This is a genomic window from Bacillus sp. AFS088145, from assembly GCF_002564465.1.
In the GTDB taxonomy this organism is placed as follows: domain Bacteria; phylum Bacillota; class Bacilli; order Bacillales; family Bacillaceae_G; genus Gottfriedia.
In genome coordinates this window covers 19,381-32,323 of the sequence record NZ_NUUX01000034.1, presented here as the reverse complement: position 1 = coordinate 32,323, position 12,943 = coordinate 19,381, and the positions used below count along the sequence as shown (strand labels likewise).

Genomic DNA, 12,943 nt, shown 5'->3' with positions numbered 1-12,943 from the left:
GTACAAAAAACTTGAGTTTCAGACTGATTGCAAGCGCTTGTCTTTCGAGGCGCGGAGTTACCTTTGACGGTAATGAGCACCGCAGACAGGCGAAGCAACGAAGAAAGCGAGCGTTTGGCGGGCAGTCTGAGACCTTCTGAAATGCAGAAGGTCTTTTTTTGCGTTATAATAATAAAGAATGAAATCATAAAATAGAAAATAGTTAAATTGTAATAAGAATGCTTTAGTAGAATTGGGGAATAGTTAGCATTCAAATTATAAGAGAATAGTAGAAAAGGAGAGAACGACATGGCATTAATTGCAATTGATATGGATGGTACACTGGTAAATGGTAAGAATGGAATACCAATGGAAAACATTGAAAGCATCCGGGCGGCACAAAAGGAAGGAATCCATGTTGTCATTTCTACAGGTAGAATGTATGAAAGTGCGAAGGAAGTATTAGATGAAGCTGGTCTAACCTGTCCCATTGTCTGTTTAAATGGCTCTCAAATATATGACTATGAAGCGAAAATTTTGCACAACGATTCAATGGATAAAGAAATTTTTGCGAAAGCCCTAAGCATATGTGAAGCGGAAAATAAAACATTTATTATTAGTACTAGTGAAGGATCATTTACAAAGTGTCGAGATACACTATATGATGAATTTTTCACTGATAAGCAAACTGGCAAGACACATAAAGTGACAGCTACTTTAAGAAAGGTTCGAACTTATTCTTCTATTGAAGATTTTAATGATCTTGATGTATATAAAATATTATTTCTTTCCAATAAAGAAGAGGTTATTAGTCGCATTCGTCTAAAACTAATGCAAGAAGAAGGTCTACTAATTACTTCGTCAGGCTCAAATAACGTTGAAATTAATTCAGCAAATGTAAGTAAAGGAGCGGCATTATTAAAGCTTGCACCAATCCTTGGAGTAGATTTAAATGAGAGCATGGCAATTGGAGATAGTTTTAATGATGTCTCTATGTTCAATCGAGTAGGTTTTCCAGTAGCTATGGGAAATGCGAAAGAAGAGCTAAAAGGCCACTGTTCATTTGTTACAAAAACAAATGAAGAAGCAGGCGTAGCCCATGCAATTTATCATTTTTTAGATCAAAAACAAAAATTGAAGCAAAGTTAATTAAATTCAGTTTGTCGACCGGCAAGAGAGAGCTAAAAAGTCAAAGTACTTTTGGAACTCTCTTTTTTTATGGGAAATATTGCTGATTTTCTAATATTTGATATAGTTCCTTTTTGCATTCTTTCCATACCTAGCAGAGACTTCTTATTCCTTTGACCTATTTTAGAGACATAAAGATTGGATAGGCTAACATAATCTAAATATAAACTATAAAGGATGTGGAGTTAAAATGGATGCAGCCTTAGGTATATTTCCAATCATTATTATGCTTTTTTACATTGCAATTCCTGTAGGTCTTATAGTAGTAATCTCTTACTTCTATAAACTATTTAAAATCCGAAACGAGGAATTAAAGAAGCAAAATGAACTATTAAATCGGATTGTAAATGTACTAGAGAGGTCATAGACTTTCGCAATACATATGATTTAAAAGAACTTAGTCCGATGATGACTAAGTTTTTTTAAATCTACTAAAATTGAAAAAAAAAAAAAACTAGTGGACATGCTGTAACGAAAAGAAAAAACTTACATATTAATAAAATATATAGACAAGCCTTTAATATGTTACTCCTAAGAGGAATTATGTCTAATAATAAGAAAAGGTGATAGTATGAGATATCCAAGACCGCCAAGACATCATTTTCCACCAATACCTCCTGGCGAAAGTTTTGCATTTGTTACGAATAGTGGTGGAACAGTTTCCGTTATAAAAGAAGGTACAATTGTAACTTTTCCATCATTTCAGTATTTAGGTGAAGGAATTACAATTGATCAAGCAAATGATCGATTAACAGTTGAGGTACCAGGTAATTACTTTATTACTTACACAGTGAATTTAAATGCACTATTAGACGTATCTACAAGACTATTAGTAAATGGTAGACCTATAAATGCATCAGCAATCGTAAATGAAGTGAATAGATCCATTTACGGTAGCCAAATGATCTTACCATTAGACGCTGGAGATACAATTTCACTTCAATTGTTTGACTTTGTTGGAGATGTTAAGTTGTTACAAGGCGCTGGGGCAACAATTAATCTATTCAGAGTTCATTAGTACAAGATTTAATCATTACTCCTTTAAAAAATTCCCTATTCTGTTACAAAAATGCACTGCTTTTTAAAAAGTAGTGCATTTTTTAATAAGTTAAAATCATAAAGTAATAAAGGTGAATCTAGTAATAACCACGAAAGTACATATCGTAAAGTATAAAATTAACAAGGGAGAATGATCTATGAGTAAAAAAGAGTTTCTATTAGATCAATTAGAAGTCTGCCGAAATGTTGAAAGTTGGATTCAACCTTTAAGTGTTGCATTGGAGAATTTAAGTTTAGAGGATATAAGTTGGAGACAAAATGATTTTACTCATACGATTGGTGAAATCGTATACCATTTGTATTTCTATAATGAACGATGGTTGAGAAGATTTAAAGGAGAAATACCAACTGAAGTAATTGAAAGTAATGCTTCAACTTTTCGGAAGATGGAAAAATTAACAAAAGAAGATTGGCAGGTGCTTGTTAAACAGTTAGATGGGAATTTAGCGAATTGGCAGCAAGCTATAAAAGAAGCAGATGAATCCAGGCTATATGAACAAATTCCAAATTTTCCAGTAGATGCAATTTGGTGGGGAGCATTATCTAATTTATGTACTCATAATGCTTATCATATCGGGCAAATCCTTTACATACGGAAAGCACAAGGTTCATGGGTATCAAAAGAAGAGTAGGAAGCTAATATGGGTAATAAACAGACAAATCATTAAATAAATAATATTGCCGTATAAGAAATAGTAGGCTATTTTGGAAGAAGTAGGAATTGATGGAAATAGAATTGAAAAAAAGATAAATAAGGGAAAATGGGGAAGAAAAGATGATCACACAAAATGTTAGGGGTTACATTTTGAATAAGTACAATATAAGCGAAGCGAATTTTTTAGGAAAGGGACAAGAAGCAGAAGTTTACTCTTATGATCAAAAAAGAGTTTTAAAATTATATAAACCAACTGCCTATTCAAAGCTAGAAATATTAAAGCAATTTTATGAATCAATGAATTCAAGTGATGCAAATTTTGAATTACCAAAAATTCACGAGATTATAAAAGAGAAGGACGTTGTTTTAACAATTGAAAAACGAATTGAAGGTAGAAATATTCAAAAGGATTTATCAAATTATGATGAGCAAGAATTAGATTCATTCTTTGAAAACTATCTATCTACAATATTAAGTATTCAAAGGATTGAATTAGAAAAGCAATTCAAAGGTATCAAATTATTAAGTGATTATGATGAAATTTCTTCAAAGGAATGGAACGATTTTTTAAAACAATCGTTACTAAGAAAGAATACAGAAGTAGATCAATATTTGAAAAGAGATGTATTAGTTTACGAAGTGAAATTAAAACGATTAATGGATGCATTTTCAGTTGGATATGAAGGGGAATATGCATTAGTACATGGTGATTATTATCCATCAAATCTATTAGTAAATGCAGATGGACAAATTAATGGTGTAATTGATTTCGGATTAATGACGTTATATGGAGACCCATTATTTGATGTTGCATTAAGCTGGATTTTATTTGATTTATATGATGAATTGGGTGAAACAAAGCTAGAAAAATATTTAAATGAAGTAGTTAGTCGATTAGGCGAAGAGGTTAGAAGTACAATCCATTTGTACGTTCTTTTTTATAGTATCTATTCGGCAAATTTCTTTTCGGAAACTTGCAGTGATGGACACTACCAATGGAGTGTTCGCAATTTAAATAACGAAAAGTTTTGGGCTGCACTAGAAAATTAATAAAATATGAAACTACTAATAAAAAAAATGCTCACTATTAAATAGTAAGCATTTTTTTTATTTATTTACTTCTGATTTAACTAAACCAGCTACAAGTATATAACGCTGCGGTGCATGTCCAATAAAATTAAACGGATAACAAGTGCTTACCGTTAAAGTTGGTCTTGGTTTTGGGATAATAACAGTGCGATCATCTTTATCAACGATGCGAATCTTATGAACTTTGTAAGTAAATGTACCAGCCGAAGTTTTAACAATTAACGGATCGCCAACTTTTACTTTGCCAAGCTCACGGAATACAGTATCTCGATGTCCAGCAAGAACACTATTATCTCGTTCACCTGGCATCACAGATTTAGCATAATGACCTATTCCTTTTGCAAGCTCATCCTCATCTGTCCCGTGGAAGATTGGTAAAGTTGCAGAAATTCGAGGAATCGTTAATGAACCCATTTCATCGCCAAATTTAGGATAAGTCTTGTAAAGCGGTTCGTCTCTTTTAATTTGCTTCAATTTAGTTGCTGTTTCTGTTTTGATTTCTTTTTTGAAATCATCCTTAGACTGTTTGTAAAGCACATAGGTTTTGATTAAAGAATAAGCATTTGTTGTAGCAAAAAATAATCCGACAATAAAAAGGAGTGCTGAAAAAATAAGTAGAACTTTTCGTTTACGACTCATAGCTTATCGTTTAACAATTACCTTTTTACGTAAAACAACAGCAGCTAACATCATTAACATACCTAACATTGTCCATTCAGTTGTATGAGTTGCAGTAGTTGGAAGTTTACCGCCATTTTCCGTTCTTACTGTACCAGTTGGTTTTGGATTTTTAATTGCTTTTTGAGTATCTTTAACGATATCTACTATCTGGTCATCACCTAAAAGTTCATCTGGTGAAAATACAGCGTCTAATAATAGATTACTAGCGTTGTCATAAATCTCTAAATATACTTTTACATTTTCCATGGAATCCATAGAATCATCCATTGTAAGTAATTTAGCAAAAGTTAGAGGAGTTTTAACGCCATTTTGTTCAATTGCAACTTTAATATCAATTATTAAAGTAGATTGAAGCTCTTTTACGATATTCATTAATTCTACTTTTAATTCAGCTGGTAATTCTTTTGGAGCAGCCTCAGAATCCATTGAGAAAATTTCAGGATAATTTTCTTCTAAAGCAGATGCACGTTCTCCTAATGCTTCTAATTTTGCTTCAACAGCAGGATCATCATTCACAACTTTTTCTAGGTATGCAGATAGATTATTAATTTCTGTTTGAGTAATTCCAAACTCGGAAAGAGCACTAGAAAGATCGTCCATAGAAGGGAATTGATCTTCTACACTACCTGACCCTGACTCATCTTCATCTAAATAAATTAAGTTTTCGATATCAGAAGTAAAATAATACGTATCTAGTAATGATGCATTTTTGTCCATATCATCATATTGGACTGCTAGATCGATAATTTCATCTTCACTGTAACCGTACTCAACTAGAAGAGCGTCTAAAGTTTTTTGTGTAAGTCTTTCACCTAAAGTATCCTTTAACTCATCAACTGAATCGAAATCAGAGATCGACTCACCGTAGTAAGAATTTAAATAATCCTCTAATTGCTTTTGAGTTAGGTCGATACTAACTAAATAAGTTTTTAATTCATTTGCATTTGGCGCTGCATAAGCAGTTACGCCTGGTACTACTAGTGCTGCAGATAAAACGACTGAAGCTAGTGCCTTTTTCATATTGTTTCCCCCTAATAGTTCATTCCCTAAATGTAAATGTGATTAGATCAGTTTTATGAATGATTCAAAGGTAAAAAGGTATGAGGGCATAAGAAAGCCGATTATTTAGAGTTGCCCAATAATCGGCGCCAGAAAAATAAAATTATTCTGATTCTTTAGGAGCTCGAACGACAGATTCGAATTTTCCTTTATGAGTACCATCACAATATGGTAATTTACTTGACATGCCACATCGACATAATGAGAAAGCTGCTTTTTGCGGATATGTATTCCCTTCAGCATCAACTAACTCAACCGTGCCAGTGACACGTAAAGGACCATTATCTAAAACCTTAATTTGAACATCAGACATATTAATTTTCCTCCTACACATCTTAGAATTATTATATATTACATTTATGTTAAAATAAATGATTGATTTTAACAAAGTAATAATTTTTAACATGAAATTAACATGAAATTATTGTAAAATGAAAAGGTTATTCTTTTTTATATTAAAAAAATGTTAAAGATTAAAAAGAAAAATCTAATTTAAGGAGTGACAATTCATGATTCGAATAGCAAAAAAAGAAGATGCCAAACAAATTGTCCCTCTAATTGTACAAGCGATTGAAGATATTGTATTTATGTTAACAGGGACAAAATCATACGAACAAGCAACCCCAATTTTAGAATATTACGTTCAATCTGAACAAAATCGGCTAAGTTACCATAATTGCTTAGTTAAAGAAATTGAAGGAAAAGTAGTAGGAGTGATTGTAGCCTACCATTCCATGGAACTATCAGTACTTGATCGTGAAATGCTTGACATAATAAGTCGTAATTTAAATATTCAAAATGTTAAAGTAGATAAGGAAGCAGATGATGAAGATTTTTATATTGATACATTGTCAGTGCATCCAGATTATCAAGGCAAAGGAATTGGAACTGAATTATTAGAAGGATTACTTTCTTTTGCCAAAAACAAAGGGATTTCACGAGTTTCATTAAATGTAGATCAAGAAAAACCTTCTGCTCGCCGATTATATGAAAAAGTGGGATTTAAATATGAGAAAGTTAGATTTATTATGAATCATTCATACGATTATTTAGTGTTCCCAATAAATGAAAAAATATTCGAAACAAAAGTCGTTTAAGATGCATCCTTTCGATTGTTTAAGTTAAAATTAAGTGTGAACAATAGGAGGGATACATATGAATTTTTTTACATTTGCAAATCCAACAGAATTAATATTTGGTAAAGATAGTGTACAAAAGTTAAAAGAAAAGGCTGCTAGCTTTGGAAAGAATGTTTTACTTGTATACGGTGGTGGAAGTATTAAGAGAAATGGCCTATACGATCAAATAGTAGGCATTCTTAAAGAAGCTGATAAAACAGTTTATGAACTAAGCGGAGTTGAACCAAATCCGAAATTATCAACAGTTCATAAAGGTATACAAATTTGTAAAGACGAAAATATTGACTTTGTTTTAGCTGTTGGTGGTGGTTCAGTAATCGACTGTACAAAAGCTATTGCAGTTGGTGCGAAATTTGATGGTGAGATTTGGGATGTTATTACACGTAAAGCATTCCCAACAGATGCATTAAAATTTGGAACAGTATTAACGCTTGCAGCAACGGGTTCAGAAATGAACGCTGGGTCAGTTATTACAAATTGGGAAACAAATGAAAAATTAGGTTGGGGAAGTAAATTTAGTTACCCAACGTTTTCAATTCTAGATCCTCAAAATACGTTTACAGTTCCTCGTGATCAAACAGTTTATGGATCAGTGGATATAATGTCACATGTTATTGAGTCATATTTCCACCATGGAACGAATACAAAAATTCAAGATCGTTTCTGTGAGGGGATTTTAAAAACAGTTATTGAAACTGCTCCAATCGCAGTAGAGAAATTGGATGATTATGAAGCGCGTGAAACGCTATTATATAGTGGTACGATGGCATTAAATGGAATCTTAAGTATGGGTGTCCAAGGTGATTGGGCTACACATAATATTGAGCATGCAGTTTCTGCAGTAACAGATATTCCACACGGCGGAGGATTAGCCATTATTTTCCCTCATTGGATGGAATATGTAATGAGCGAAAATGTTGATCGTTTCTGCCAATTTGCAGATAGAGTATTTGATATCAGGCAAGAATCAATGTCAAAAGAAGAATGGGCATTAGCTGGTATTAAAGCTTTACGTACATTCTGGAACCAGATAGGTGCGCCAAGTCGTTTAAGTGAGTACGGTATTACAAAAGAGCAACTACCTGAAATGGCTGCTAAAACGGTTAAATACGGTCCATTCGGTTACTTCAAAAAATTAGATCAAGAAGATGCATTGAAAATTTTAGAGGCAGCTCTTTAAGAATAAAAACTGGACAGAGAAATAGCTCTGTTCAGTTTTTATATTGAATGATGGTTAACGCCAATATTATTTAAAAAAGATGAAACAATTGAATAGTAATCATCTTTGTTTTCATTTAAACTCATAGCGTGAGCACCATTTTCAGCTATGAATAGTTCTCTCTTATTTTGATTTTTCGCTTCAAATAATTTAAGTGTATGTGTAAATGGAATATAAGGATCTGGTTTACTATGAACAAATAAAACGGGATTTTTAATATTATGTGTTGCCAGTAAAGGAGAAATATCTTTAATGAAAAATCCATTCCGAAGCTTTAACCAAATGCTAGAAACTGGAAGTATTGCCCATTTAGGAAGTTTATAATCCATTTTCAAACGATATGTAAGCTGTTCCTCAAATGTAGAGAACGCGCAGTCTGAAATATAGAAGGCTGCAGAATCCTCAACAAAACCAGCATATTGTAACATTGTGCAAGCTCCCATTGACTCCCCATGAATGCCAAGAACAATCTCACCTTTTAAATCCTTTAAATATTGAACCACAGTTTGTAAGTCATATTTCTCATAATATCCGTAGCTAGTTGTTTGTCCACCTGACTCCCCATGTCGCCTATGATCATAAGTAAGTACATTAAAACCAAGCTTTAAAAATAGCTCAGCATATTTAATAGAGTTATTCTTATTAACCGTTACACCATGTGTAATAATAACCCAATTATTTGTATCAAAGGCCTCAAACAAGTATCCCTTTAATTCATACCCATAGCGAGATTGAATAGAAAAGGGCTGTTTTTGAACAGTACGATACAATCCTTCATCAAATCGGAAATTTTCCAACTCGCGCTGATAAATAAACTCAAGTGAATTTGTTTTCATAAACAAAACTTGCTGCGTAAAATAATAGCCAACACCAATAAAATAAATGAGAAAAAGAACAGCTACAACAAGCCAAATCATCATAATAGAACCATCACTCTCTATCCAAAAAGAATATCAAGAATTGTAGTTAACTCACCACGGGTTTTACCTTCTAAAATTGAAGGATTATAAACCTCAACAAAACCACAATTTAAACAGGAAACAAATAAAAAATGATTATAATCAATATCAAGTAGCTTACTTAAACCTGAACCAGACATTGATACTTCTTTCGTTTTAGCGTGTGTATGTTTACATTTCGAACAAACAAATTTATCCTTTAACAATTCTTCTGCTCTAGCCATAAATAAAACCCTCCTTTTTAGTAAAGTGTATCATAGGAAAAAGAAAATTTAATAAAGGGATTTTGACAATTAAATCAAGAATGACAAGTTTGAAAATTGAACATTGTCGCTTAATGTTCATAAATAATCCTACTATGATATAAAAAGATTCATGAGTAATGGAGTTTGATTACCCATAAGGTGTTCATGAGGAAGTAAAAGGGGAAGAAGATGGAGTTTGGTTCCTCATGAGGCGTTCATGAGGAAGTAAAAAGGGAAAAGATGGAGTATTGGTTCCTCATGAGGTGTTCATGAGGAAGTAAAAAGGGAAAAGATAGAGTTTTGGTTCCTCATAAGGTGTTCATGAGGAAGTAAAAAGGGAAAAGATGGAGTATTGGTTCCTCATGAGATGTTCATGAGGAAGTAAAAAGGGAAAAGAAAGTAACAAACAAAAAAAACTAAACATAGAATAGTAATATACTTTGGACAATCATTCTTTTTACTAACTGTGTTTCTTTGAAAGATATAAAAATCAGCAAATTTTGTTTTTGTAATAGATATCAAATTATTACAAGGGGAATTGATATGAGCGTTGAATTTTTTTCACTATCGCCAACAGCTTTTCAAGTGTTGAAAGCAGGAGAATCGCATCCTAAAAAAGTAAAGCGAATTGTGTATGGACAAGCTACATGATACAAATGGTGTAGCAACACTTTATTTTACAGACAATGGGTTAGCCACTGGTAATCCATTGTTAACAGCGATCGACTATGCAGTGGCAAGGTGTCTATTCTACAAACGTTAATATAATTGCAAGAGCGAGAGTGCAAATGCGAGAGAAGAATGTTGTTGGAAAATATGTATCTGCTAATGTAACGAATATTAGTGGTGGAACCGTTCTAGGAATTAGTGTATTAGGTTCAGAAAATCCCGTTAGTGGGGTTCTTGTAGATTTTATGATTTTAGGTAGTTTATAGTCTCAGACTGCCCCAAAAACGCCCGCTTTCTTAGTTGCTTGACCTGCTGAGCGGTGCTCATTACCGTTTAGGGTAACTCCGCTCCTAATCAGGCTTCGCGCCTCAAAATACAAGCGCTTGCAATCAGTCTGATAACCAGTTTTTAAGGACTTTGTTTACACAGTAAAATGATGGACTAATTGGTCGATCATTTTTTAATTTGCACTTTTTAAGAATGGGTTTGTAAAGGCTCTAAGTGGAAAATGTTGTGTATTAAATAGATTCAATTAGGTTAAAGTGTTTAAAAGCAGAGATTCCAATGAATATATTTTTGGGGACAACTAGACAAGAGATTATGATTTATGATAAATTATACAAGAAAAATTCCTTTAAAAACTACATATTTTAAATCGATGAAAAGGAAAGTAGTTTTTGCTATATTCGATAGCGAGCTAGGGACGGTGGAAGCCTAGTGATGAAGCATGAATGAAGAACACCTTTGAGTTCTAACCGAACGGGATCTCTTAAGTAGGCTTAGACGTTACCAGCACGTTATTAACTGGGATAAGCAGTGTTAGCTTTAAAGTTGGTCATATTATGACAATTTGGGTGGTACCGCGGAAGTTAGTCTTTCGTCCCTTTTATAGGGATAGAAGGCTTTTTTTATTGGAAAATTAACATAAGGAGGCTAATTATGATAAAGACTGTAGTAAAAGATTTATACAGAAATCAAGAAAATTTTAAAGACAAAACCGTTCAAATTTCAGGATGGATTCGTACTCTGCGTGATTCTAAAACAATTGGTTTTATGGAGTTAAACGACGGTACATTCTTTAAGAGTGTGCAAATAGTATTTGAGGACAATCTTGATAATTTCAAAGAAATTACGAAGTTACCGATTAGCTCTACTGTATTAATAGAAGGTGAATTTATTCCAACTCCGGAAATGAAACAACCTTTTGAAATTAAAGCGACAAAAATTGTGATTGAAGGATTATCTGATACAGATTATCCATTACAAAAAAAGAGACATTCTCTTGAATATTTAAGAACAATTGCACATTTACGTCCAAGAACGAATGCATATTCAGCGGTTTTCAGAGTAAGATCACTTGCATCATATGCCATTCATAAATTCTTCCAAGAAAAAGGATATGTATATGTACATACACCGATTATTACTGGAAGTGATACAGAAGGCGCAGGAGAGATGTTCCGTGTGACTACAATGGATCTGAACCAAGTTCCAAAAGCTGAAGGCGGAAAAGTGGATGACGGCGCGGATTTCTTCGGTAAAGAAACTAACTTAACTGTAAGTGGCCAATTAAATGGTGAAGCTTATGCCCTTGCTTTCCGTAATGTGTATACATTCGGTCCGACTTTTAGAGCGGAAAATTCAAATACTGCACGACATGCCGCAGAATTTTGGATGATTGAGCCGGAAGTTGCTTTTGCAGAACTACCAGATATTATGGATCTTGGTGAAGACATGGTTAAGTTTGTAATTAATTATGTATTTGAACAGGCACCTGAAGAAATGGAATTCTTTAATAGTTTTATTGATAAAACACTCATTGAAAGATTAAAGAATGCATTAGAATCTGACTTTGGTAGAGTTACTTATACTGAAGCTGTTGAATTATTACAGAACTCTGGTAAAAAGTTTGACTACCCAGTTGAATGGGGAACAGATTTACAAACTGAACATGAACGTTACTTAAGTGAGGAAATTTACAAGCGTCCTGTATACGTAACTGACTATCCGAAAGAAATTAAAGCATTTTATATGAGAGCGAATGAGGATGGCAAGACAGTAGCTGCGACAGACTTATTAGTTCCTGGTATTGGCGAATTAATCGGAGGAAGTCAACGTGAAGAAAGAGAAGACGTCCTTGTAGAGCGAATCAAAGAACTTGGTATGAATGAAGAAGACTACTGGTGGTATTTGGAGCTTAGAAAATACGGCGGTACAAAACATTCTGGTTATGGAATTGGATTTGAACGACTTGTTATGTATTTAACAGGAATGAAAAACATCCGTGACGTAATACCATTCCCACGTACACCAGGAAATGCAGATTTTTAAATAGAAATATGAACAATAGGATGCTGCGGCATCCTATTGTTTTTATGAAGAACCAAAAGAATATGAGTTTTAGCATTTGAAAAAAGAGAAATAGTAGTTTTATAATATAAGCAAAGATGAAATACTTCTCTTTCTACTATAAATTAATGATAAAATAATGGAAATGGAAGGTGATATAAAATGAAAAAAAGAAAACCACAGCAGCCTGTAAAACCGGCGTACGAACAGAAAGAAAAAATATCATTAGGATCATTAATGAATGAAGAAATTCTTCAAAAATTAAAAAATACAAAAAAACAATTGCAAGAAAATGAAACGAAGATAAAAGAAGAAGAAGAAGCACGTATTCGTGAAGAAAAGAGATTACGTGAGAAAAATAAATCATTCGAAGAGTTATTAAACGAGAGTAATATCTCTTGGAAGGACTTTAAATAAGACGCTAATGGCGTCTTATTTTTTTGCACGTGTAAAAAATTAATTTAATCATTTTTTTATAAGGAATTTCACATTGTGAAATTTTTTGATTGTTCAAAATTTTATAATTTTTTATAGTGGAATTAAGTTAAACAAAAAAGTAGTAGGTGGTGTAAATAATTTAAGATCGTGAAATTATTCTTTTTGAAAGCGCTTTAAAAATTTTCCGAATTCGATTTAAAAAACTAATGTTAAAA

16 protein-coding genes and 1 other annotated feature are annotated in these 12,943 nt (G+C 32.9%); of the genes, 11 read left to right on the top strand and 5 right to left on the bottom strand.

Features of this window, described 5'->3' with window-relative positions; genetic code table 11:
- Positions 1-288: 288 nt before the first annotated feature.
- The 5 genes from COI44_RS18895 (at position 289) to COI44_RS18880 (ending at position 3,931) form a co-directional block, all read left to right on the top strand.
- On the top strand, positions 289-1,128 hold the full coding sequence (locus tag COI44_RS18895) for a Cof-type HAD-IIB family hydrolase (RefSeq protein WP_098429313.1): 840 nt from the start codon (positions 289-291) through the stop codon (positions 1,126-1,128).
- 229 nt (positions 1,129-1,357) lie between these two features.
- Positions 1,358-1,534 carry a hypothetical protein gene (locus COI44_RS24285; protein ID WP_179887188.1) on the top strand — a complete coding sequence of 59 codons (177 nt, stop codon included), beginning with the start codon at positions 1,358-1,360 and terminating at the stop codon, positions 1,532-1,534.
- Between the two features lie 204 nt (positions 1,535-1,738).
- Positions 1,739-2,185 carry a BclA C-terminal domain-containing protein gene (locus tag COI44_RS18890; RefSeq protein ID WP_098429312.1) on the top strand — a complete coding sequence of 149 codons (447 nt, stop codon included), beginning with the start codon at positions 1,739-1,741 and terminating at the stop codon, positions 2,183-2,185.
- Positions 2,186-2,363: 178 nt separating this feature from the next.
- Positions 2,364-2,858 (top strand): DinB family protein, encoded by a 495-nt coding sequence (locus tag COI44_RS18885; protein ID WP_098429311.1) that lies wholly within the window; start codon positions 2,364-2,366, stop codon positions 2,856-2,858.
- A gap of 173 nt (positions 2,859-3,031) precedes the next feature.
- Positions 3,032-3,931, top strand: coding sequence for an aminoglycoside phosphotransferase family protein (locus COI44_RS18880; RefSeq protein WP_179887187.1), 900 nt, complete (start codon positions 3,032-3,034; stop codon positions 3,929-3,931).
- 57 nt (positions 3,932-3,988) lie between these two features.
- Here the strand turns inward: COI44_RS18880 and COI44_RS18875 are convergent, their stop codons facing one another.
- The 3 genes from COI44_RS18875 to COI44_RS18865 form a co-directional block, all read right to left on the bottom strand.
- Positions 3,989-4,609: a class D sortase gene (locus COI44_RS18875; RefSeq protein ID WP_098429309.1), complete on the bottom strand. Its 621-nt coding sequence runs from the start codon at positions 4,607-4,609 to the stop codon at positions 3,989-3,991.
- A 3-nt stretch (positions 4,610-4,612) separates the two neighbouring features.
- Positions 4,613-5,671: a processed acidic surface protein gene (locus COI44_RS18870; protein ID WP_098429308.1), complete on the bottom strand. Its 1,059-nt coding sequence runs from the start codon at positions 5,669-5,671 to the stop codon at positions 4,613-4,615.
- A 142-nt stretch (positions 5,672-5,813) separates the two neighbouring features.
- Positions 5,814-6,023, bottom strand: a complete 210-nt coding sequence (locus COI44_RS18865) for a CDGSH iron-sulfur domain-containing protein (protein ID WP_069033382.1) — start codon at positions 6,021-6,023, stop codon at positions 5,814-5,816.
- A gap of 196 nt (positions 6,024-6,219) precedes the next feature.
- On the opposite strand from COI44_RS18865, the gene COI44_RS18860 reads away from it, so the two are divergent.
- Together COI44_RS18860 and COI44_RS18855 are read left to right on the top strand one after the other, a co-directional pair.
- On the top strand, positions 6,220-6,807 hold the full coding sequence (locus COI44_RS18860; protein WP_098429307.1) for a GNAT family N-acetyltransferase: 588 nt from the start codon (positions 6,220-6,222) through the stop codon (positions 6,805-6,807).
- A gap of 58 nt (positions 6,808-6,865) precedes the next feature.
- Positions 6,866-8,029: an iron-containing alcohol dehydrogenase gene (locus tag COI44_RS18855; protein ID WP_098429306.1), complete on the top strand. Its 1,164-nt coding sequence runs from the start codon at positions 6,866-6,868 to the stop codon at positions 8,027-8,029.
- Between the two features lie 38 nt (positions 8,030-8,067).
- Here the strand turns inward: COI44_RS18855 and COI44_RS18850 are convergent, their stop codons facing one another.
- Positions 8,068-8,988: an alpha/beta hydrolase gene (locus tag COI44_RS18850; RefSeq protein ID WP_098429305.1), complete on the bottom strand. Its 921-nt coding sequence runs from the start codon at positions 8,986-8,988 to the stop codon at positions 8,068-8,070.
- Positions 8,989-9,005: 17 nt separating this feature from the next.
- Positions 9,006-9,251, bottom strand: a complete 246-nt coding sequence (locus COI44_RS18845; RefSeq protein WP_097974694.1) for a zinc ribbon domain-containing protein — start codon at positions 9,249-9,251, stop codon at positions 9,006-9,008.
- A 655-nt stretch (positions 9,252-9,906) separates the two neighbouring features.
- On the opposite strand from COI44_RS18845, the gene COI44_RS24705 reads away from it, so the two are divergent.
- From COI44_RS24705 to COI44_RS18830, 4 genes are all read left to right on the top strand, one after another.
- On the top strand, positions 9,907-10,035 hold the full coding sequence (locus COI44_RS24705; RefSeq protein ID WP_286163990.1) for a hypothetical protein: 129 nt from the start codon (positions 9,907-9,909) through the stop codon (positions 10,033-10,035).
- 25 nt (positions 10,036-10,060) lie between these two features.
- Positions 10,061-10,207, top strand: coding sequence for a hypothetical protein (locus COI44_RS24700; RefSeq protein WP_286163989.1), 147 nt, complete (start codon positions 10,061-10,063; stop codon positions 10,205-10,207).
- A gap of 383 nt (positions 10,208-10,590) precedes the next feature.
- Positions 10,591-10,829: a binding site (T-box leader), on the top strand.
- A 51-nt stretch (positions 10,830-10,880) separates the two neighbouring features.
- On the top strand, positions 10,881-12,272 hold the full coding sequence (asnS, locus tag COI44_RS18835; RefSeq protein ID WP_098429304.1) for an asparagine--tRNA ligase: 1,392 nt from the start codon (positions 10,881-10,883) through the stop codon (positions 12,270-12,272).
- Positions 12,273-12,452: 180 nt separating this feature from the next.
- Positions 12,453-12,707, top strand: coding sequence for a YqkE family protein (locus tag COI44_RS18830; protein WP_098429303.1), 255 nt, complete (start codon positions 12,453-12,455; stop codon positions 12,705-12,707).
- Positions 12,708-12,943: the final 236 nt, after the last annotated feature.